Origin of the sequence: Tardiphaga sp. 709 (assembly GCF_032401055.1) — a bacterium.
Lineage (GTDB): Bacteria > Pseudomonadota > Alphaproteobacteria > Rhizobiales > Xanthobacteraceae > Tardiphaga.
The window spans coordinates 5,248,007-5,271,030 of sequence record NZ_CP135529.1; the positions used below are offsets into that span (position 1 = coordinate 5,248,007).

General features: G+C 61.1%; 17 protein-coding genes. 13 read left to right on the plus strand and 4 right to left on the minus strand.

What is annotated here, in order from left to right:
* Nucleotides 1–243 precede the first annotated feature (243 nt).
* The 13 genes from RSO67_RS25405 to RSO67_RS25465 all read left to right on the plus strand — a co-directional run bounded on the left by RSO67_RS25405 (nt 244) and on the right by RSO67_RS25465 (nt 18,333).
* On the plus strand, nt 244–1,305 hold the full coding sequence (locus RSO67_RS25405; RefSeq protein WP_315841093.1) for an ABC transporter ATP-binding protein: 1,062 nt from the start codon (nt 244–246) through the stop codon (nt 1,303–1,305).
* 8 nt (nt 1,306–1,313) lie between these two features.
* Entirely contained in the window at nt 1,314–2,333 is a 1,020-nt protein-coding gene (locus tag RSO67_RS25410; protein WP_410001780.1) for an ABC transporter ATP-binding protein, read from the plus strand.
* 19 nt (nt 2,334–2,352) lie between these two features.
* Complete coding sequence (locus RSO67_RS25415; protein WP_315841095.1) at nt 2,353–3,906, plus strand: ABC transporter substrate-binding protein; 1,554 nt, start codon at nt 2,353–2,355, stop codon at nt 3,904–3,906.
* A gap of 63 nt (nt 3,907–3,969) precedes the next feature.
* Nucleotides 3,970–4,926 carry an ABC transporter permease gene (locus RSO67_RS25420; protein WP_093761028.1) on the plus strand — a complete coding sequence of 319 codons (957 nt, stop codon included), beginning with the start codon at nt 3,970–3,972 and terminating at the stop codon, nt 4,924–4,926.
* Entirely contained in the window at nt 4,923–5,798 is an 876-nt protein-coding gene (locus RSO67_RS25425) for an ABC transporter permease (protein ID WP_315841096.1), read from the plus strand. Before RSO67_RS25420 ends, RSO67_RS25425 begins: the two co-directional genes overlap by 4 nt.
* A gap of 27 nt (nt 5,799–5,825) precedes the next feature.
* Complete coding sequence (locus RSO67_RS25430; protein WP_315841097.1) at nt 5,826–7,541, plus strand: AMP-binding protein; 1,716 nt, start codon at nt 5,826–5,828, stop codon at nt 7,539–7,541.
* 72 nt (nt 7,542–7,613) lie between these two features.
* The gene (locus RSO67_RS25435) at nt 7,614–10,925 is read left to right on the plus strand and encodes an acetyl-CoA carboxylase family protein (protein ID WP_315841098.1); all 3,312 of its coding nucleotides are present in this window, start codon (nt 7,614–7,616) and stop codon (nt 10,923–10,925) included.
* Nucleotides 10,926–10,966: 41 nt separating this feature from the next.
* Nucleotides 10,967–11,929, plus strand: coding sequence for a hypothetical protein (locus RSO67_RS25440; RefSeq protein ID WP_315841099.1), 963 nt, complete (start codon nt 10,967–10,969; stop codon nt 11,927–11,929).
* Between the two features lie 146 nt (nt 11,930–12,075).
* Entirely contained in the window at nt 12,076–12,411 is a 336-nt protein-coding gene (locus RSO67_RS25445) for a hypothetical protein (protein WP_315841100.1), read from the plus strand.
* A 198-nt stretch (nt 12,412–12,609) separates the two neighbouring features.
* Nucleotides 12,610–14,349 (plus strand): adenylate/guanylate cyclase domain-containing protein, encoded by a 1,740-nt coding sequence (locus tag RSO67_RS25450; RefSeq protein ID WP_315841101.1) that lies wholly within the window; start codon nt 12,610–12,612, stop codon nt 14,347–14,349.
* A gap of 18 nt (nt 14,350–14,367) precedes the next feature.
* Nucleotides 14,368–15,552: a phosphatase PAP2 family protein gene (locus tag RSO67_RS25455; RefSeq protein WP_315841102.1), complete on the plus strand. Its 1,185-nt coding sequence runs from the start codon at nt 14,368–14,370 to the stop codon at nt 15,550–15,552.
* 381 nt (nt 15,553–15,933) lie between these two features.
* Nucleotides 15,934–17,391 (plus strand): hypothetical protein, encoded by a 1,458-nt coding sequence (locus RSO67_RS25460; RefSeq protein ID WP_315841103.1) that lies wholly within the window; start codon nt 15,934–15,936, stop codon nt 17,389–17,391.
* A gap of 288 nt (nt 17,392–17,679) precedes the next feature.
* Nucleotides 17,680–18,333, plus strand: a complete 654-nt coding sequence (locus RSO67_RS25465) for a Crp/Fnr family transcriptional regulator (RefSeq protein WP_315841104.1) — start codon at nt 17,680–17,682, stop codon at nt 18,331–18,333.
* 212 nt (nt 18,334–18,545) lie between these two features.
* On the opposite strand, the gene nadC is transcribed toward RSO67_RS25465, so the two are convergent.
* From nadC to RSO67_RS25485, 4 genes are read right to left on the minus strand one after another with little or no spacing between them, the layout of a single operon-like run.
* The gene (gene nadC / locus RSO67_RS25470; protein WP_315841105.1) at nt 18,546–19,412 is read right to left on the minus strand and encodes a carboxylating nicotinate-nucleotide diphosphorylase; all 867 of its coding nucleotides are present in this window, start codon (nt 19,410–19,412) and stop codon (nt 18,546–18,548) included.
* 14 nt (nt 19,413–19,426) lie between these two features.
* The gene (locus RSO67_RS25475; RefSeq protein WP_315841106.1) at nt 19,427–20,956 is read right to left on the minus strand and encodes an L-aspartate oxidase; all 1,530 of its coding nucleotides are present in this window, start codon (nt 20,954–20,956) and stop codon (nt 19,427–19,429) included.
* Nucleotides 20,953–21,936, minus strand: a complete 984-nt coding sequence (nadA, locus tag RSO67_RS25480) for a quinolinate synthase NadA (protein ID WP_315841107.1) — start codon at nt 21,934–21,936, stop codon at nt 20,953–20,955. The genes RSO67_RS25475 and nadA overlap by 4 nt, the downstream gene beginning before the upstream one ends.
* A gap of 52 nt (nt 21,937–21,988) precedes the next feature.
* Nucleotides 21,989–22,981: an NrtR DNA-binding winged helix domain-containing protein gene (locus RSO67_RS25485; protein ID WP_315841108.1), complete on the minus strand. Its 993-nt coding sequence runs from the start codon at nt 22,979–22,981 to the stop codon at nt 21,989–21,991.
* Nucleotides 22,982–23,024 lie beyond the last annotated feature (43 nt).

Below are 23,024 nucleotides of genomic sequence, written 5' to 3' on the forward strand. Positions count from 1 at the left end.
CTTCAATACATACCGGCACAAGCCGGACCGCGATGGAACGTCCCGATGCAAGATCTGCAGAACAGGGATGGCAAGGGAGGTGAACATGGCGGCTCTGTTAGCGTCGGCGCATGTCCGACTGACAACACCCCAACAGACACGCGTCTGCGGCTTTCATCCGTATGTGCAAGTGCAGCACCGGCAAACCCTGCAGCAGTGGATGACGCGAGGCGTCATGGGGTGTGCTCCGGCTGGCGAAGCGCGATGACAGGTGCGATCGACATCTCCGCTCCCACGTCAGCACGCGTTGCTGGAATGCCCAACGCGGGCGTTTCGCCGCAGCCGCCTTTGCTCGAAGTGCGCGATCTCTCACTATCATTCGTGACGTCGCGCGGCGCATTGCCGATTACCCGGAATGTAAATTTCACCATTGCACCGGGCGAGCGCGTCGGTCTGGTCGGAGAGAGCGGATGCGGCAAGACCGTCACTGGTCTGTCGCTGCTGCGGCTGTTGCCGCCGCAGTCGGCGCGCATTCAAGGCGATATCCTGTTCAACGGAACCAATCTGGCCACGCTGTCGCCGCGCCGCATGCGCGCCGTGCGCGGGCGCGAGATTGCGATGATCTTCCAGGAGCCGATGAGCGCGCTCGATCCTGTCTTCACGGTCGGCGACCAGATTAGCGAAGCCTATCGCATCCATTTTCCGGTCAGTCGCGCGGAAGGGCGCGAACGAGCCATTGTGGCGCTGCGTGAAGTCGGCATCCCCGCGCCGGAGCGACGCTGCGACGAGTATCCGCATCAACTCTCCGGTGGCATGCGTCAGCGCGTGATGATCGCCATGGCGCTGATCTGCAAGCCGAAGCTGCTTGTGGCCGACGAGCCTACCACGGCGCTCGATGTAACCGTGCAGGCGCAGATCACCGATCTCTTGCGTTCGTTGAGCGAGCGCACCGGCACGGCATTGATCTTCATTACCCATGATCTTGGCGTCGTCGCCGAAACCTGCACTCGCATGATCACCATGTATGCCGGTGAGGTCGTCGAGGACGCGCCGGTGGACGACGTGCTGATGCGGCCGCGTCATCCCTATACATCCGGACTGCTGCGCTCGCTGCCTAGCCTCAGCCCGCGCCGCGGCGTGCTGGCCTCGATTCCCGGCCGTGTACCGTCACCCAATGCAATGCCCGCCGGCTGCCGCTTCCGCGCGCGCTGTAGCCACGCCGTTGCGGGCTGCGAGCAGAAACAGCCGATGGTCGAGACCGGGAATGGCCGTGCCGCGCGCTGCTGGCGTGCTCCCGAACTCGTGCTGCCGGGAGCAGTGAATTGATGTCAGGCATGCGGCACCACAATAGCGACAGCGGCATTCTCGCGGTGCGTGACTTGCGGATCCTGTTTCCGACCCGCGACGGCCGCGACACTGTCAAGGCGATCGACGGCATGGATTTCGACGTCCGTGCTGGCGAGACCTTCGGCATCATCGGTGAGTCCGGCTCGGGCAAGACCACGCTTGGCCGTGCGCTGGTATCGCTGTTGCCGCCGAGTCATGGCCAGATCCTGCATGACGGCACCGATCCGGTAACCCTCGGTACAAGCGCATTTCGCAAGCATCGCCGCGATTACCAGATCATCTTCCAGGATCCGAATGCCGCGCTCAATCCGCGCATGACGATCATCGACAGCGTGGTCGAGCCGCTGGAGATCATGGGCGAGGGCGATCATGCCTCGCGCCACCGCCGTGGTATCGAGGTGCTGGAGCGCGTCGGCCTCGCCGCCGAAGCCGCCGATCGCTATCCGCATCAGCTGTCCGGCGGCCAGAAGCAGCGCGTTAACATCGCGCGCGTTCTGACGTTGCGGCCCAAGGTCATCGTTTGCGACGAGGTGGTGGCGGCGCTCGACGTCTCCATCCGCGGCGATGTGCTCAATCTGTTTGCCGATCTTCAGCGCGAATTCGGCCTGACCTATGTGTTTATCACCCACGATATCTCGGTGGTCTCGCACATCTCCGACCGCATCGCCGTCACCTATCTCGGCAAGCTGATGGAGCTTGGTCCGGCCGAGGACGTGGTCGAGCGGCCACTGCATCCCTATACGCGCGCGCTGCTGTCGGCCGAGCCGGTGCCGTTGCCGTCGCATTTGCGGGTCGACCGCCGCATCATTCTCGAAGGTGAAATTCCGAGCCCGGTGGCGCCGCCATCGGGTTGCCGCTTCCGCACGCGCTGCCCGTCGGTGCAACCGCGTTGCGCCAAGGAAGTGCCAGCCTGGCGCGACGTCAAGCCGGGACACCGCGTGGCCTGCCATTTCGCTACGGCGGACGGTCCACCGCCAGACAATCAAAAAGCGCAACGCGCATCATAATCACCGGGAGGATTTTCAAATGAAGACAATTGATCTGGGCAAGCAAACATTGCGTCGTCGTGACATGCTGGCACTGATGGGGGGCGCTGCCGCCACCGGCGTGCTCGGCCTGCCGGCCTGGGCGCAGGAGGCCAAGAAGGGCGGCGTGCTGAAGGTCGCCGCGCCGGCCAATCCGTCGTCGCTCGATCCGGCCACCGGCGGCGCCGGCTCCGACCACAGCATTCTGTGGACCATGTACGACACGCTGGTGGAGTGGGACTACGAGACACTGAAGCCGAAGCCGGGGATGGCGAAATGGGCGTTCCCCGATCCGAAGACCATGGTGCTCGACATCACCACCGGCATCAAATTCCACGACGGCACGCCGATGGATGCCGAGGCCGTCAAGTTCAACCTCGAACGCAACCGCGCCGACCAGCGCTCCAACGTCAAGCCTGATCTGTCCAGCGTGGATGCGGTCGAGGTGACGGGTCCGCTGCAGGTCACGTTGAAACTGAAGAACCCTGACACCGCGCTACCGGCGATCCTGTCGGATCGAGCCGGCATGATGGTGTCGCCGACCAATATCAAGGCGCTCGGCAATGAGACCGACCGCAAGCCGGTCGGCGCTGGCCCATGGAAATTCGTGCGCTGGAACGACAACGAGATCATCGTCGTGGAGCGCCATGACCAATACTGGCGTCAGGGCCGACCTTATCTGGACGGCATCGAATTCAACATCATCCCGGAAAACGCCACCGCTTTGCGTTCGGTCGTCGCCGGCCAGAACGATATGGCGTTCCAGCTGCCGGCGCGATTGAAGCCGGTGATCGAGCGCGCCAAGAATCTGGAAACCGTCAGCTCGCCGACGTTGTATTGCATTCAGGTCTACTTCAATTACGGCCGCGCACCGCTTGACAACGTCAAGGTCCGTCAGGCGATCAACTTCGCGCTCGACCGCGATGCTTTCGTCAAGGCGGCGCTCAACGGCCTTGGCGAACCGGCTCGCATGACGCTGCCGAGCTCGCACTGGGCGTTCAACAAGGACGTCGCGGGGATGTATCCCAACAACACGGAGAAAGCGAAGCAGCTGCTCGCCGAGGCCGGCTACAAGGATGGTCTCGAACTGACCATAGGCGGCTACATGGATCAGGATTCCGTGCGGCGCGGCGAGGTGATCCAGGATCAGCTCGGCAAGGCTGGCATCCGCCTGAAATTCACCCGGGGTACCATCGCCGAAATCAGCGCGCAGTTCTTCGCTACCGAGAAAAAGTTCGACCTTCTTGTCTCGGCATGGACCGGGCGTCCAGATCCGAGCATGACCTACGGGCTGAGCTTCGACAAAGGCGCTTATTACAATGCGGGCCGCAGCGGCGAACCGGAGTTGTCGAAGTTGATCCAGGAGAGCCGCGTCAGCGAAGACCTCGCCAAGCGCGCCGATGTGTTCGCCAAGATCCAGAAATTCACGGTGGAGAATGCTCTGTCGGCACCGCTCGCATTCCAGTTCGAACTCGATGCGCTGTCCGCCAAAGTGAAGGGCTTCAAGCCCAATCTGCTCGGCAAGCCGAAATTCGAAAACATTTCGCTCGGCTAATCCGCCCGACACAGCAACCGGCGCCGCGATCATCGCGGCGTCCTTAACTGGTGTAAATTGCGCATGTTGAATTCCGGACGCCTCCGCATCATCGGTCGTCGCCTCCTCCAGACAATCCCGGTAGTGGTGCTGTCAACCTTCATCGTGTTCGGCCTGCTCAAGCTGGTGCCGGGCGATGTTGCGGTGACGCTTGCTGGCGACAATGCGTCGGAGCAGCGGATCGCCGAAATCCGCGAGCTCTACGGTCTGAACCAGCCGTTCCTGCTGCAATATGGCTCGTGGCTCTGGAAGGCGGCGCATGGCGATCTCTCAAGCTCGCTGATTTCCAACGAAGCGGTGCTGACCTCGATCCAGCGCTGCCTGCCGCATACGCTGTTGATCGTCGCACTCGCGCTGTTCATGGCGATGTTGGTTGGCATCCCCCTGGGCATTGCCGCGGCAACCAAGCCAGGTTCATGGATCGACGGCTTCGTCATGGCCATTGCCTCGCTCGGTGTCGCCGTGCCGAATTTTTGGCTCGGCATGCTGCTGGTGGCGTTCTTCTCGCTGCAGCTCAATTGGCTGCCGGCCACGGGTGCAGTATCGCTCATGAAAGATCCGTGGGCGTCGCTCAGTCATGCCATCCTGCCGGCGGTGGCGCTTGCGTCCGGCGGCATTGCCGAGGTGGCGCGGCAATTGCGGTCGTCACTCGTCGAGATACTGTCGTCGCAACAGGTTCGCACGCTGCACGCCAAGGGTTTGCCGCCATCGTCGATCCTGTGGCGTCATGGTTTGAAGAATGTCAGCGTCAACCTGCTCACCGTCGTCAGCCTGCTCGCGAACCGCCTGCTCGCGGCAACCGTCGTGGTCGAGGCGGTGTTCGCGATTCCCGGGATGGGCGGCTTGATCGTCAACGGCGCGATGAACCGCGATTTTCCGGTGGTGCAGGGCGTGGTGTTCACCATGGTGCTGATCGTCGTCACGCTCAATCTGCTCACGGATATTCTGTACAGCGTCCTCGATCCGAGGATTTCATCATGACGGATGCTGTGCTGGCGCCCGAGCGTCGGCCGGGACCTTTCTCGGGTTTTGTACGCTGGTTCGTCAGTGATCTACGCGGCGCTTTCGGCCTGACTTTCCTCGTCGCGCTGTTCGTGATCTCGGTTCTCGGCCCGTGGATCTCGCCATACGCGCCGGCTGCGCAGGATCTCGACGCGGCGTTGGCGACCATGTCGACTCAACATTGGCTGGGCGCCGACGATCTTGGTCGCGATACGCTCAGCCGCCTGATCTATGGCGGCATGGCGTCGCTGTATGCGAGTTTCCTTGCGGTCACGATTGCCGTTCTGATCGGCGTGCCAGTCGGGATTCTCGCCGGCTATCTCGGCGGCTGGGTCGACACGGTGATCAGCCGTGTCATCGACAGCTTCCTGTCGTTCCCCGCCATCGTGCTGGCGATCGCCGTGACGGGTGCACTCGGCATCGGCCTCACCAACGGCATGATCTCGGTTGGCATCGTGTTTTCGCCGCAGCTTGCGCGCCTCGTCCGTGCGCGCACGCTGGTGGTGCGCAATGAGCTTTATGTCGATGCCGCGCGTTGCTTCGGGGGATCAACGCCGCGCATCCTGTGGCGTCATGTGCTGCCGAACGCAATCCAGCCTGTCATCGTGCAGGTCACGCTGTTGCTGGCCGCGGCGCTCCTGGCGGAAGCGAGCCTCAGTTTCCTCGGCCTCGGCATCCAGCCGCCGGATCCGAGCTGGGGCTCGATGCTGGCGCGCGCCTATCAGAATATGGAAATCGCGCCCGAGCAGATGTATCCGCCCGGCCTCGCCATCCTGTTCACCGCACTGGCCTTCAACACACTGGGTGAATCGCTGCGTGTCGCGCTCGACCCGACCATGAAACGTAATTGACCAAGACCAAGAACAAGGAAGACGGTGATGACCGCAAGCGCCAAAGAAACTGAATATCTCGCCAAGCTGCACGAGCTGTGGGCTAAGGCTTGGCCGAAAGGCACGCCGAACAAGCCGCAATATCTGCATGGCGAGGTGGCACTCACCGAATATTTGCGCGCGTGGGCCAAGCGTAATCCTGAAAAGCCTGCGGTTATCTTTTATGGTCACGTCACCACCTATGCCGAACTCGACGCGCAGAGTGATCGCTTCGCGGCGTTGCTGATGGAGAAGGGCGTCCGCAAGGGCGACCGGGTCGCGGTGTTCCTGCCGAACTGCCCACAATTCCATATCGTATTCTTCGGCATCCTCAAGCTTGGCGCTATCCACGTCCCCGTAAGCCCGCTGTCACGCGCGTTCGAATTGTCCTACGAGTTGAATGATACCGACGCCGAATTCATCGTGGCGCTGGATCAATTGGCGCCTGTGGTCGACCAGGTGCGAAGCGAGTCCAAGCTGCGCGAAGTGATCGTTACCAGTTTTGCGGATGTGCTTCCGGCCAAGCCGACCATTCCCGTTCCAGACTCGATCAGTGCGCCGCGCATTGCCATCCCCGGTGCGACCGATCTGTTACCAGCGCTGGCTGCGCTGCCCGCGCCAAAGCCGCTGCCGCCCGCCGGGCTCGATGATATCGCCGCGCTGAATTACACCGGTGGTACCACAGGGATGCCAAAGGGCTGCGTGCACACCCAGCGCGATATGGTCTATACAGCCGCCGCCAATCACGGCATCTCTGTCGTCGCCAATGAAGACAGCGTCTTTCTGTCGTTCTTCCCGGAATTCTGGATTGCCGGCGAGAATTTCGGCCTGATCTTCCCGATGTTTACGGGCGCAACGCTTGTTCTGCTGGCGCGCTGGGATGCGATCGGGGCGCTGTCAGCAATCGATCGCTACAAGGTCAATGTCACTGCGATGCCGGTGGATGGTGCCGTCGAGCTGATGGATCATCCGCGGTTCGGGGAATTCGACCTGTCGTCGCTCAATCAGGTGCGCGTCGTGTCCTTCGTGAAGAAGCTTAATCCAGCATATCGCAAACGCTGGAAGGATCTCACCGGAACGATCCTTACGGAGGCTTCGTGGGGGATGACAGAAACGCATACGTCCAACACCTTCACCGCTGGTTTCCAGGACGATGATTTCGATCTTCTGTCACAGCCGATCTTCGTTGGCCTGCCGGTGCCCGGCGCTGAGTTCAAGATTACTGATTTCGAGACCGGTGAGCTCGTGCCGCTCGGCGGCGAGGGCGAGATCCGCGTTCGCACGCCGTCGCTGCTGAAGAGCTACTGGAATAAGCCGGAAGCAACAGCGGAGTCGTTGATCGACGGCTGGCTGCGCACCGGCGACATCGGCACCATCGATCCCGACGGCTTCCTGCACTTCCTCGGCCGTCGCAAGGAGATGCTGAAGGTCAAGGGCATGAGCGTATTCCCGCCGGAGATTGAGGCGCTGCTCGGGCAGCATCCGAAGGTTCTCGGATCTGGCGTGGTCGGCCGCGACGATGCCGGCAAGGGGCAGGTGCCGGTCGCCTTCATCCAGCTCAAGCCGGAAGAGAGGGGCACCATCACGCCAGCCGAACTGCAGGCGTGGTGTGTCGAACGGATGGCCGTCTACAAGGTGCCTGAGATCCGCATCATCGACGCGCTGCCGATGACCGCCACCGGCAAGGTGAAGAAGCAGGAACTCGACGCCAACGCGCCGCAGTAGATCGAAAAATTACATGGCCCCGGGCGTGGATGATGCTGCCCCGGATCGCGTCTGTTGTTCACGGAGAATTTGATGCCCTTTCGCAAGTTGCTGATCGCCAATCGCGGCGAAATCGCCATTCGTATCGCGCGCGCCGCGGCGGACGCCGGCCTTGCCACCGTCGCGATGTATCCGGCCGATGATGCGCTGTCGCTGCATGTACGGATCGCCGACGAGTCCACGGAAATCCCCGGCCGTGGTGCACGCGCTTATCTCGACATCGAAGGCGTGATTGGTGCCGCGAAAGCCACCGGCTGCGATGCGCTGCATCCGGGCTACGGCTTTCTCAGCGAGAACGCCGATCTGGCCCGCCGCTGCGCCGAAGAGGGCATTACCTTTGTCGGCCCGTCACCCGCGGCATTGCAGCTGTTCGGCGACAAGGTCGCGGCCAAGCAGCTCGCCAAGCGCTGCGGTGTGCCGATCATCGCGGGCACCACGGGCCCCACGACGCTTGATGAGGTGAAGGCGTTCTTCACATCGCTCGGTAGCCATGCCGCCGTCATGATCAAGGCCATGGCTGGCGGCGGCGGCCGCGGTATGCGCGTTGTCGAGCGCGCAGAGGATCTCGACGACGCCTATGCGCGCTGCCAGTCAGAAGCTAAGGCGGCCTTCGGCAGCGACGGCGTCTATGTCGAGCGTCTCATTCGCAATGCCCGTCATATCGAAGTGCAGATCATCGGCGATCGTCACGGCGATATCAGCCAGCTCTGGGAGCGTGAATGCACGATCCAGCGCCGTAATCAGAAGCTGGTCGAAGTTGCGCCGAGTCCGTCGCTGTCACACAAATTGCGCAGCCGCATCGTTGAAGCCGCCAAAAATCTTGCGGCGGAAGCGAAGTATGACAGCCTCGGCACCTTCGAATTTCTGGTCGATGGCGAAGCCGGCGAGAGCGACGGCGTCTTCGCCTTCATCGAGGCCAATCCGCGGCTGCAGGTCGAGCATACCGTGACCGAGGAAGTGCTGTCGGTCGATCTGGTGCGGTCGCAGCTCGCCGTTGCCGGTGGCGCCACGCTGGCGTCGCTCGGTCTCGATCAGGCCTCGGTGCCGAGTCCGCGCGGCTTCGCCATGCAGCTCCGCATCAATATGGAGACCATGGATGCCACCGGCGCCACAAAACCGACCGGCGGCACGCTCGCGATTTTCGAGCCGCCGTCAGGCCCCGGCGTGCGTGTCGATACGTTCGGTTATGCCGGTTACAAGACCAGCGCGGCATTCGACTCGCTGCTGGCCAAGGTGATCGTCCACACGCCGTCGTCGAAATGGCCCGACGCCATCGCCAAGGGCACGCGGGCCCTGCGCGAATTCCGCATCGAGGGCGTCGCCACCAATATCCCGTTGATGCAGGCGATCCTGGCCAATGCCGACTTCCAGGCCAATCGGATCAGCACCAGCTTTATCGATCGCAACGTCGCCGATCTGGTCGCTGCCACACTGACAGCGAGCAAGCCGCTTTTCGCCGCCAGCGGATCAACCGGTGATGCACGGACGTCCGCCGGCGTCGTGCAGCCCGTGCCGGAAGGATCGGTCGCGGTTGCGGCGCCGCTGCAGGGCACGGTCGTGTCCATTCCGGTGGCCGAAGGCGATGTGGTCAGGGCCGGCCAGCAACTCGCCATCATCGAATCCATGAAGATGGAGCATCTGGTGACTGCGGAGCAGGGCGGTCGCGTCACCCGGATCGCGGCATCCGATGGGGTCACGCTGATGCAGGGCGAGCCCATTCTGTATATCGAACCTCGGGACGTGGCCGGCGACTTCGCCACGGAAGAAGCCGATATCGATCTTGACCACATCCGGCCGGATCTCGCCGAGCTGATCGCTCGCCAGGGCAACACGCTGGATGAAAACCGGCCCTCTTCGGTCGAGCGCCGCCGCAAGACCAATCAGCGCACCGCGCGTGAGAACATCGCGCAACTGGTCGACGACGGCTCGTTCATGGAATATGGCAGCCTCGCCATTGCCGGCCAGCGTCGCCGCCGCGCGCTCGACGATCTCATCAAGAACACGCCGGCGGATGGCCTGGTCGCCGGTACGGCTACGGTGAATGCCACGAAATTCGGCGAGCACGAAGCGCGCTGTATGGTGATCTCCTATGACTATACCGTGCTGGCGGGCACCCAGGGCCATATGAACCACAAGAAGATCGACCGTATGCTGTCGCTGGTCGAGCAATGGCGGATGCCGCTAGTGTTCTATGCCGAAGGCGGCGGCGGTCGCCCAGGCGATACCGACCGGCTCGGCATGACGGGCCTCGACGGGCCGTCCTTCGTGCAATTCGCCAAACTGTCGGGCCTCGTCCCGGTGATCGGCGTGGTGTCTGGCTATTGCTTCGCGGGCAATGCCGCGATGCTCGGTTGTTGTGACGTTATCATCGCCACGAAGAACGCCTCGATCGGCATGGGTGGTCCTGCGATGATCGAGGGCGGGGGCCTCGGCGTTTATCATCCGGCCGAAGTCGGGCCGGTGTCGTTCCAGTCGCCGAACGGTGTCGTCGATATTCTCGTCGAGGACGAAGAGGAAGCGACACGGGCCGCGCAGAAATATCTGTCCTACTTCCAGGGCGCCGTCACCGAATGGCGTGCGCCCGATCAGCGGCTGCTGCGCCGTGCGATCCCGGAGAACCGGTTGCGCGTCTATGACATTCGTGCGGTGATCGATCTGATCGCTGATGAGGACTCCGTGCTCGAAATCCGGCGAGATTTCGGCGTCGGCATGATCACGGCGTTCATTCGTATCGAGGGCAAGCCATTCGGTCTGATCGCCAATAATCCGAAACATCTCGGCGGCGCCATCGATGCGGCGGCTGGGGACAAGGCCGCACGGTTTCTGCAGCTCTGCGATGCATTCGACATTCCGATCGTGTCGCTTTGCGATACGCCGGGGTTCATGGTCGGACCGGAGGCAGAGAAAACCGCGATCGTACGTCATGTCGCGCGCATGTTCGTCACCGGCGCGAGCATTACGGTGCCGTTGTTTGGCATCGTGCTGCGCAAGGGCTATGGGCTCGGCGCGCAGTCGATGATCGGCGGCGGTTTTCACGCTTCGTTCTTCACGGCGGCGTGGCCGACCGGCGAATTCGGCGGCATGGGGCTGGAAGGCTACGTGCGGCTCGGTTTCCGCAAGGAGATGGAGGCGATCGCCGACCCGGTGGAGCGCGAGACCTATTACAAGAACAAGGTCGCCGAGCTCTATGCCAACGGCAAGGCGACCTCAATCGCCTCGGTGTTCGAGATCGACAATGTCATCGACCCCGCCGAGACACGGCGCTGGGTGATGGCCGGCCTGCGTTCGGTGCCGAAGCCGCCGCAACGCGAGGGTCGCAAGCGCCCCTGTGTCGATACCTGGTAGCCACAACGAACCGACGGCTCACATTCCCGGAGGAGTTTCCGATGATATCAAAAGCATTCGATACGGTAATTGAGGATGCCGGAAATGCACTGATCGGCCCGTGGCGACAACCCCGACAGATGCTCCATGCGCAGACTTACGACTCTCACGCATCCATCCATGACGATGCCACCGCGCAGAAGCTCGGCTTCAAGGGCGGCACCATCGAGGGCCCGACCCATTTTAGCCAGTTTGCACCGCTCTGCGAACGACTGTGGGGCAAGGACTGGTTCGAGACGGGCTGTATCTCGGCGCATTATCGTGCTGCCGCCTTTGAGGGCGAGGAGGTGCAGGCCATTGTCGAAAAGCCGATCGATGGCGGGCATTATTGCACGATCAGGATGGTGAAGCGGGATGGCACCGAGGTGTTGCGCGGCAGTGCATCGATAGGCAGTGACGCGCCGCCCTCCGCCCTGGATATCCGACTCACCGAGCTGAAGCCGCTGAGTGATGCCGTAATCCTGCGCGACATCAAGCTTGGCATGACCACCGCATCGCAGACGGTTCGGATGGATTTCGATCAGAACATGGGCGAGCTCTATCCATTCTCGCTGGAACAGAAGCTCAAGGTGATCACCGAGCCGTCGCCATATTACGCGCCCGAGAGCGCAGGCAACTCGCCATGGGGACGCGCGATCATTCCGATGGAAATGCTCAGCGTGTTGTTTCAGCACGGCAGCAAGAAGGATCGGCTACCGGTCAAGGGGCCGGCAGTCGGCCTGTTCGCCGATCAGGAAATTCGGCTGCGGCTAGGTCCGCTGTTCGTTGGAGAAGACTACCGCTTAGACCGCAAGGTCGTCGCGATGTCCGGCAGCAAGCGCACCGAGAGCCTGTGGGTGCGCACCGAAGTCTTCGACAGCTTAAACGCGCTGGTCGCGACGATGCTGCTCAATCTGGCGACGCTCAAGGAATCCTACGCCAGCTACGACCAAGAGTACGCTGCGCTTCCTCGAAGCCACGCGTAGCCTGATACGCCATCTTTTGGTTCAACGGGCGGCGAGGCCGGGATAAGAGGATCGGCAATCAGACAAAATCATCCCGAGATGTGACGCTCGTCACATCCACCTCCAGCGGGACGCAGTAAGGCTATGTGCCTTATCTGGAGGCAATCATGAGTGCATCGGAAGATGAACTGGAGCAATCCTATCGTCGATTATACCACCGCTTGATGATTAGGGCCGGAGTGATTTGCGTCGCCCTCATGTGTGCGATCGTGGTTGGGCAGACCGCCGCAGTCCCCGCCATCGTGAAGCAGATCGTTTCAGGCTTTAACGATAAGCATCCGTCGTCAGGGTCGGAGGCGCCATCGCTACGCGCAGGTCGCAGTTGCCGGCTGAAGAACTCCTGGTCTATGATCGGGATAGCACCATTCGGTCCGGCGGCAGGTATTGAAGACGACGGCTGGCGTATCGAAGTCAACTCACGTGGCGACGTGAGTGCAATCTAGTCGTCAGGTGCGGCGTCCTGAAATCGCCGTTGTTCAAGTCTAGCTAACAAGTTCTTGGCGGGAAAAAATTGAGTGTGATCCGCCGGTGATGCCGAGTTTGTGCGCATTAGTGCACAAGAGTGCGGATCAGAACAGTGACCAGCGTGACTGATGGCTAGATCAAGCGCTTCACTCGCATTCGAGAATCCGGAATGGGTGGTGCGCACACTGCTCTTCGTGGACGTGGTCGAGTCCGTGCGACTGATGGAAGAGAACGAGGCCAGCACCGTACAGCGATGGCGTAAACTCGTTAAAACGGTAGATGAAGATATCCTGCCGCGGTTCGAGGGGCGGCTTGTAAAGAGCCTTGGGGATGGGCTCCTCATGGAGTTCCCTCAATCTCCCCTCGCAGTGAAAGCTGCCTTTGCAGTCCAGAATGCGTGTGCGGTTATCAATGAAGGCGTTCCGCAAGATCAGTATATCCTCGTGCGTGAAGGAGCTCACGTCGGTCATCTTCTTGCTGACGAGCACGATGTTTACGGGGCTGACGTTAACCTTGCAGCCCGGCTCACAAGTTTAGCGGGGCCGGGGGAAATTGTTGTATCGGCCGATGTTCGCGACCAACTCGTGCCTGTATTGGATGCCGACGTCGAGGATTTGGGAGCTTGTTACCTTAAACATGTGCATGAACCCGTTCGAGCGTATCGTGTCGGCCCACCAGGGCCGCGACCCGTGATCGAGCCAGGTGCTGTATCAATGCCGAAGTTGCGCGCCACTGTCGCGGTCGTGCCTTTTACCGGGCTGGATGATGGTCCGGAACATCGGGTCATTGGCGAAGTGCTCGCCGACGAAATCATATCCGCGCTTTCGCGTTCATCGGAGCTGAACGTCATCTCGCGCCTGTCGACTTCTGTCTTTCGCGGGCGGGATAGTTCGGTCGAGGAGATCAGTAGCTATTTGACGGCGAACTACGTTCTGTCGGGCTCTTACCGCAAGGCCGGAAGTAAGCTGCGGGTGAACCTCGAACTGGCATCTTCGTCGAATCTGACAATCGTTTGGTCTGACTCGTTCGTTTGTAGCGCGACAGCTTTGATCAGCGGAAAGGACGGTGCTGTCGCGGGCATTGTGACGGCGGTCAGCTTGGCGATCATGGCGCGCGAGCTTGAACGTGCACAGTCGCAATCACTCCCGACCGTCGAGAGCTACACGTTGTTGATGGGGGCGATCGCGCTCATGCATCGCCTTTCGGTGCAGGATTTTCACAGGTCGCGTCAGATGCTCCAGGTCCTGACCGAGCGTATGCCCCGGCAGGCCGTACCATGGGCATGGATGGCGAAGTGGCACATATTGCGGGTCCAGCAGGGATGGACTGATGACTGGAGTGCGGATACGCAACTGGCGCTCGATTGCGGGCGGCGAGCGCTGAGTGCCGATCCGCGCTGTTCCCTCGCGCTGGTGGTTATGGGCTTTGCTCATACCAATCTGCTGAAACAATTTGACGTCGCGCAGGAGCAGTATGACCTCGCCCTGCGCGTCAATCCCAACGATGGGATGGCGTGGCTGCTAAAGGGAACGCTTCTCGCCTTCAAGGATGCAGGAAAGTCGGCCGTCGAACACACCGAGCACGCGCTGAAACTGTCGCCGCTCGACCCTCACAGATACTTCTACGATTCCCTGGCCGCAACGGCTGCTCTCTCCGCCGGGCAATACAAGCGCGCCATCGATCTTGCCAACCGTTCGTTGCGCGCAAATCGCACGCATACATCCACGTTTCGCGCACTGGCGATCGCGCAATGGCAGCTCGGCCTTCAACAAGAGGCGCGCAAGACGGTGACCGAACTGATGAAACTAGAGCCGGGCTTGACCGTCGCGAAATATCGCGAGCGTCACCCCAGTGGGGGATATGAAACCGGCCGCATCTGGTCGAGCGCATTGCAGGGAGCTGGTGTACCGAATTAGCAAAACGGGAGCGAAAACATGTGCACGATGGGTCCTGAAGGCGGTGCGGGGGGCGCAGGCGGCGCCGGTGGTGCTGGGGGAGCGGGCGGTGCCGGAGGGGCAGGCGGCGCAGGCGGTGCTGGAGCCGGGCCCTACGGCAGTTATGGGGCGCCGCTGGTTGCCGATGCACTCGTCAAGCACCGCGACGGTATCGTCGGAAGCTGGCTCGGTCAGACCGTCAATCGGTCGCCGCGTGCGCTGGACGACAAGAAGAACCTCGCGCTCTGGGAGCCGTGGGTGCGGGCGTCGGTCATCGACTTCGAACTGCTGTCGCACCTCCATTTTACAACTCACTCAGAGAGATTCAGCTACAAGCATCAGGGCAAGAACGTCTCCCGGACACCGAGCGAGAAGTCGGTCACGGTCTGGCAGTTCCATGTTCAAACCACAGCGACAGATCCGTCCCCCAAAGCGAAATCGAGCCGGATCGCGACTTTGATTCGCCCGTCCGTCGACACTTTCAAAGGCCAGCTGGAGTTTCTGGATCAATATTCCGATCTTCGCGAGGATCGTGTTTCGGAAATCGTGACCCAGCTCGGCCCTCAATATGCGTTCTGGAGTTCGGTGGTGAACTTACATCCGGATCGCACCAAGAAGACGATAGAGCTGCTCGATGCTGCGCTTCGGTTTGCGACCGCGGTGGAAATGCGCATCAAGCATGCTCTGGCGTGCTGGCGACCGTATGAGCTGTCGTCTCAGGTTCAACCGATCATTCTGACGCCAGGCCACGGGACATTTCCGAGCGGCCATTCAACCGAAAATCACATGATTGCGCGCATCCTGTGGGAGCTGTACGGGCGCGAACCGAGACTAGGTGAGCAGTTGATGCGACAGGCAGCACGCATCGCGGTCAACCGCACAGTGGCCGGCGTCCATTTCCCGGTCGACACTGCCGCCGGTCAGGTGCTTGGACTGTCACTTGCCCGCTACTTCATTCTGCGGGCGAAAGGTGGGCCGAGGTTCAACGCCTGGCGTTTTGACGGCGGGCGATACGGAGCTACTCAGGACTTCAATTTCCATGATTTCTATAATCCAGCAAACGGACAGGAAAAGCTGAGCGCCCCGATTGATCCGCCCTATGTCGATCTGCTCGCCTCCACGCCGCCAGCTGTATCACCGATTATGAAGTGGCTGTGGGATGCGGCGCTTGCAGAGGTGAAGTAGCTGCTGGGAAATGGCAGTAGGGCGATAGCATTCGCGAGGTGTGCGTTATGGCAGAACAACGGAAGCGGGTTTCACCTTATCTCGAATGGGCAGTGCTGACGGAGTTCGCTTATCTCCCGGGTGAGTGGTTCTGGGTCTTGTTGGAGCTTGATGAACCGGCGGAAGCCCTTGCCCGTTCCGTCGTGCACTCGGGGCTCGGTCAGTTCATTCGAATTCCTGCGGTCTATCAGGGGGCGCCACCCTCGCTGAGAGGTGCCGATCTAACATGCTGTATGGCGATTGCGAGACGTGAGGCTCTTTCCGCACTCGTTTCCGGCAAGGTATCGCGCGGTGATGCTAAACAGTTTGCGCCCCTACTGTCCTCGATCAATCGAATCGAGCTTGGAACGCCGACGACGAGATCTGTTCGAGAAGACTGAACCGATCGAGCAGCCGTTGCTTGCCACGAGTCCGTCGCGGCGGGCAATTGTCGCGATCATCGATGACGGATTGGCGTTCGCCCATGAGAGATTCCGCTTTCAGGATGGCCGATCGCGGGTGAAGTATTTCTGGAACCAGGACGATCATACAAATACAGGCAGGCCGGCCGGCTTCGGTTGGGGACGTGAGCTGCAGGAGAATGAGATCAATCAGCTTCTGGCGTCCTGCACGCATACTGGATTGCTGGATGAGGATGAGTTCTATCGGTTGGCCGGTCAGAATTTGGCTGCTCGCCGCGCCAAGCACGGTACGCACGTCATGGACATTGCTTGCGGGCTCGACCCGAAACATGCGGTTCCCGAAGATCCCAAGCTTCCCTATATCATCGGCGTTCAATTGCCGAAGTGGGTGACAGAGGAGACGTCGGGCGCATTCCTGACTCCGAATGTCTACGCCGCCATCTCCTATATACTCAGTCGTGCGGATCAGATTTCGGCGGCCGAAGGAACGGGGCCGATCCCTGTGGTCATCAATCTGAGTTATGGGACCATTGCCGGCCCGCACGATGGCACGTCACAGCTGGAAGCTGCGATCGATCAGTTGATAGCGTCACGCACCGCACCGCTCAGGGTCGTTCTGCCAGCCGGCAATCACTATCTGGCGCGATGTCATGCCGTGGTCGAACTGCCTCAGGCATCAGTCCCTGGCCAGCCGCCGAAGCGCTTGCGGTGGCGTGTGCAGCCCGACAATAAGGCCAACAGCTTTATGGAGCTGTGGCTGCCCAAACAGGCAACAGAGAAGTCCCAGCCCGAAATCACCATAAGGATTACCACTCCGACCAACCAGCGCAGTCCTTGGATTGGGGCTAACCAGAACTGGCAGTGGCGCATATCAGGCCAGCTCCGGTTTTTCGCGAAATACTATACTGCAGTCGGGGAGCGATCGCAGATATTCCTTGCTATGGCCCCCACGGCTGATCTCGGAATGCCCTCGCTGACCGCTCCGTCCGGGACGTGGCTGATCGAATTCAAAAACAAGGGCGTAGCCACGACAGTCGATGTCTGGGTTCAGCGCGGCGACACGCCATTTGGCTATCCGTTGTCAGGGCGGCAATCTCGGCTTGAAGACGAGAATTACGTGCGCTTCGATCTTGCCGGGCGACCAGAGCAAGATGACAAGGGCTCCAGCCCGGTACGGAGGGAAAGTACGATCAACGCATTGGCAACAGGGACGCACGCAATCGTCGTGGGTGCTTATCTTCGCAGCGACAAGGCCGTCAGTGAGTATTCGGGGGCGGGGGGCGTGAAACAGCAGATGGCGCGTCCCCAATCCGAAGCCCCGATGTGTCGGCAGTTGGAGACGAGTCGCCAGTACACAGGAATCTGCTTGCCGCCGGTACGCGCAGCGGTTCCGTTGTGACGATGAATGGGACAAGTGTCGCGGCTCCGCAGGTGACACGATTGATCTCGGGATTGATGATCTCGCAGCTTGCTTGCGATCGTCCGGACGTACAGCGCATCGCGAAAACAGGAGACACAAAGGCGCCAGGTCCCGGCTCACCATTGGCTGTGCGGATCGGGGCTGGCCGGCTGGATCGGTGCGGACGTCCAAACAGACCTTGATTTGGGACCGGTGCGGAGCACAGGGAACATCGCGGTGTCGAAAGCGAAGGCAGCGAGATCAGCGGGCCGTCAGGCGGCCATACGTATGAACGCGATCTTCAGCGACCTCGCGCCCGAGACGGTTGCCCAGCTGTTTCATCGCGCGTCTTTCCAGACCTTCGAACGGGGAGACTACATTTTTCGACGCGGAGACCCTGGGACATGCCTGTTCGGAGTTGTGGAAGGCTCGGTGCGGATGTGTGCATCCTCTCCTGACGGTAAGAGCGCGGTGTTAAATCTGATCGGTGCCGGTCAGACATTTGGCGAGATTGCCGTTCTGGATGGCCTCGACCGAACAACCGATGCAATCGCGAACAGCGATTGTGAAATCTGGGGAATTGCGCGGCGCGATCTGATCCCCCTGGTTAGAACCGAGCCGGCTTTGGCTGCCAAGTTCATTGATTTGTTATGTGCCCGCCTGAGATGGACGAGCGAGCATCTGGAAGAGGTGATCCTTCACGGCCTGGAGGCTCGTCTTGCCCATATCGTCATAAAGTTTGCGGAGCCGAATGTGCAAATGGATGGATCCCTTGTGGTGAATATGACGCAACAGAGCGTCAGCGAGATGGTGGGCATTTCGCGGGAGCGCGCAAATAAAATCATATCCGCTTGGGCTGAGTGCGGCTGGGTTCTGGTCAAGAATCGTACACTTGTCCTTCTCGATGCTCAGGCGTTGAAGAACGTCGCCACGCGAAGTTAGAACCTGACGATGCCTTTACTGATCGGGCGCGCATTTTACTGCGGAGCAGTGAAAAGACCCGATGCTTTCGATCTCCCGAGAGAAGCGGGCTAGAGGACGAAGGCCGCGCAGCGCGGGATCGACGAAGCTACTGGTACAAAGTTGCAATCGGGATAGTTGCTGAGGCTTTCTGTTGATATTGAGTTCGACCGCAACAACATCAATAACCTCACTCACATCTTCAAATCGTCTCGTTTGAAATCCAGCCCGATGTCGAGAACGCTGACGCTATGGGTGAGCCAGCCGATTGAGATCAGATCGACGCCGGTCGCAGCGATGTGTGGCGCTGTCGTGGGTGTGATGCGGCCAGAGGCTTCGGTGACCGCCCGACCTGCGACCATTGCGACGGCTTTCGTGAGCGTCGCCGGGTCCATATTGTCGAGAAGAACGGCGTCTACACCGTGATCGAGCGCCTCGCGCAGCTGATCGAGCGTATCGACTTCGAGTTCGATCTTGACCAGGTGGCCGACACCGGTTTTCGCCCGCTTCAACGCCTCGGTTACGCTGCCGGCGATGGCGACGTGATTGTCCTTGATGAGCACAGCATCGTCGAGGCCGAACCGGTGATTGCTGCCACCGCCAACGCGGATCGCATATTTTTCGATGGCGCGCAGCCCGGGCGTTGTCTTGCGCGTGCAGACAATTTTCGTCTGGTAGTCTCGGACCGCAGCAACCACGGACGCCGTTGCCGTCGCAATGCCGCTCAGGCGGCACAGGAAATTCAATGCACCCCGTTCAGCGGTGAGAATACCTCGCGCGGGGCCGGTGATCGTGGCGATCACGTCGCCGGGCGCCAGGACTGCGCCGTCGTTGCGCTCGATATGCATCTTGATCGCGGGATCGATCAGTTGAAAGGCGAGTCGAGCCAGGTCGAGCCCGGCCACCACGCCGGGCTGGCGCGCAACAAGAAGTGTCGTGGCGCGTCTGTCGGCTGGCACGATCGCATCGGTCGTGAGATCTCCAGCTCGTCCGAGATCTTCAAGCAACGCCATGCGAACCAATGGCTCGATCATGACATGGGGGAGCGGCGAGGGCGTCATGGCGATCCTTTGGGTTAGGCGACGAGTTCCGGGATGTCCTCTCGCGCGGTTTGAAGCGCGTCATCAAGGCGCAGCGTCGAACGCTGTGCCAGACCCGTGTGCTTCGGGAAGTCGGTGCGTGCATGCGCGCCACGGCTTTCCTGGCGGCGCAAGGCAGCGATCACGATCATCAGGCCGACAATTGCGGGATCGCTTGCAGCTTGCTGCGAGATTGCGAGGGAATAGAGCGCGCGAGCGGCGGCACGCAGGCCTTCGCCATCGCGCAACACGCCTGCGGCACGCGACAGAATAGGGCGCACCAAACTTGGGTCGCTGTCTGTTACTCCATCGGGCAACATTGGCTGGCGCCGCCGGGTGGAGGTCGTTGCGGCAATATTCTGGGCAACCCAGCCGCCACACACGGCCGCCTCGAGGAGTGAATTACTGGCAAGCCGGTTTGCGCCATGCAGGCCAGTGCAGGCAGCTTCGCCGCAGGCCCACAGGCCGTCGACGGAGGTCCGCCCGTTCTGGTCAACCCGTATGCCGCCCATGTGGTAGTGCGCAGCGGGACGGACTGGGATCGGCTGCGTAACAGGATCGATTCCTGCATCGCGACACAGCGCTGTAATCGCCGGGAAACGCCGCGCAAAGTCGAGGCCCTTCACGGCCCTTGCGTCGAGAAAAACCCGATGCCCCGCCGCGATGTGCCGCCAGACCGCACGTGCAACGATATCGCGGGACGCAAGCTCGGCACCGGGGGCACCGGCCATGAAGCGATCGCCATTCCCATCGATGAGGATCGCGCCTTCTCCGCGTACGGCCTCACTGATGAGCTTCAGTGGAGAGGACTTGCTGTCGAGCGCCGTCGGATGGAATTGGATAAATTCAAGATCGGCCATGACGGCGCCGGCGCGGGCTGCGAGCGCGAGGCCCTGGCCAAAGGATCCAGCCGGATTCGTCCCATGCAGAAACAGACCTCCGATGCCACCGGTCGCGATGACGACACGATCGGTGGCAAAGAGCACGGGTCCTCGACCGGTATGGCCAAGAAGACCTACCACTGCGTTGTCTTCGACGACCAGGCGCTGTGCCGTAGCCCCCTCGATCACCGTGATCGCAGGCGTCTCGCGGACCTTGCGGACTAGGGCTCGAATAACGTCCCGGCCTGTTGCGTCACCCCCGGCATGGATGATCCGGCGGCGCGAATGCGCGGCCTCGAGGCCGAGGACTATCTTGCCGCTGGCATCCCGATCGAAAATGACGCCGAGCCGCGCCAATTGTTCGATTGCGGCGGGCGCTGCGGCGAGGATTGAGGCCGCGATGGTCTCGTCGCACAAGCCGTCACCGGCGGCGAGTGTGTCTGCCAGATGCAGCGAAGCACTATCATCCGCCCCGATACCGGCAGCGATACCGCCTTGTGCGAGTGCGCTCGACGATTCCGAGCCCAGCGGTGCGCCGGTCAGGAGCAATACTGGCCGCGGCGCCAGCGCCAGGGCGGTCATGAGTCCGGCAATGCCGCCGCCGATGATGAGGGGAGCGCCGTCCGTATCGTGCAACGCTGTCATGTGACGGCCAGCATTCGTTCGACCGCGAGGCGTGCGCGCGCTGCGACACTGTCGTCGATCGTGACTTTGTGCTGCATCGTCTCCAACGCGTGACGGATGTTACCGAGCGTGATTGTCTTCATGTGCGGACAAAGATTGCACGGACGGATGAATTCGAGGTCCGGATACTGGATGGCGACATTGTCGCTCATCGAGCATTCCGTCAGAAGCACGACCCGCGGTGGTCGTTTGCTTGCGACGTAGGACGACATGGCGGCCGTCGAGCCGGCGAAATCGGCCTCCGCCAAGACGTCCGGCGGGCATTCGGGGTGCGCGAGTACGACGATACCAGGGTGGTTCTCGCGCAATTGGCGCACCTCTTCGGCGCTGAAGCGCTCGTGCACCTCGCAATGACCGGTCCAGGTAATAACTTTCACGGCTGTCTCGGCAGCGATGTTCCTGGCCAGATATTCGTCCGGCAGCATGATCACGCGTTCAACGCCAAGCGACTCGATCACCGCCTTGGCATTGCCCGAGGTGCAGCAGATATCCGACTCGGCCTTCACCGCAGCTGAAGTGTTCACGTAAGTCACGATCGGGACGCCGGGATAGTTTTGCCGCAGCAGCCTCACGTCCTCGGCCGTGATGGAGTCGGCAAGCGAGCAGCCGGCACCGCGATCGGGAATCAGCACGGTCTTCGACGGATTGAGTAATTTGGCCGTCTCAGCCATGAAGTGAACGCCGGCGAGAACGATGACGTCGGCCTCCACGTGCATTGCTTCACGCGCCAGCGCGAGGCTGTCGCCGACAATGTCCGCGACGCAGTGGAAGATGTCCGGTGTCTGATAATTGTGGGCAAGGATGACCGCGTTGCGGCTTTGCTTCAACGCGATGATCGCGTCGATATCTTCTGACAGCATCGACCATTCGATCGCGGGGATCGCGTGGCGCACTTTCGCATAGAGATGTTCCGAAGGACGTAGTTCGGGAATCGACAGCATGGCATATACTCTCGTTGAGCATATGTTATACTGTAATGGAGTATAAGTCTTGTCAAGCCCCCGAGACGGGAAGTTTGGTCCCGGCGACGGCGCGTTCCGCAAGGACGGCACGGCGAAAGCGGAAGAGTTTTGCAGGACGTCCGCCGGTGTCCTGGCTGGTTTCGCCAGTTTCCTCAACGAGTTCCTGCTGCTCTATCAGGCGGCGGAAATTCGGCTTGTGCACTTGCCGTCCGGCCAGCGCCTCAACACAGCGTTGCAATTGCAGCAGCGTGAATGTGTCCGGCATCAATTCAAACACGACAGGATGGTATTTGATCTTGGCCCTGAGTCTTGCAATTCCGGTGGCCAGAATCCGGCGATGGTCCAGGATCATGGGGTGACCCGGCGTGTTCGATAGACCCTCACGGGTAGACGTGGATGTCGAGGAATTGCCGCGTGTCGCCTCGGGGATCAGTCTCGCCTCGTATAATAGTTCGTATCGCTGCAGAACCAGTTCCTCGTTCCAGCTGTGCTCTTCGAAACCGAAGAGCATTGCCGCACGCTGCCGACGAGCGCGCTGCGCCGCCCGGTCGGATGCTGCAGAAGCCCAGGCTTTGAGCCCTGGCTGCAGAGCTTTCTCCATCAGCGGCGGTGGGCCGTCACGATGATCCTCCCAGGGGAAATAATCATACCAGCCGCGCCATCTGGCCTCGTGTTCGCCGAATGCCGGTTGTTCTCGGGTCAGGCCAAGATAGCTGATCGAGATGACGTGCTGCCCAATGGCGCCAGCGCGATCGCGATCGGCAAAGGTGTAGAGCTGTTCGACATAACCGAGCGGCAACCGTGTCTGCCGTTCGACCCAGGCACGGAGTCCCGATTGCAGCGAACGATGGGCGAGTTCGAAAGGCCCGGAGGGCAGGGCGCGCTGATCCTGGATCGTTAGAACACGAGGCTCGCCCGAGGTCACGGCTACCAGCACTGCAACAAGATCAGCCGCAATTCCTTGCGGTGATGAATGCGCTGCCAGACGCGCTGGCCTGGAATTGGGGCTGTCGAGCGGGTCCATGAGCTGGTCTGCTTAAGCGTTCATAGGGGCAAGGTGAAAGGCT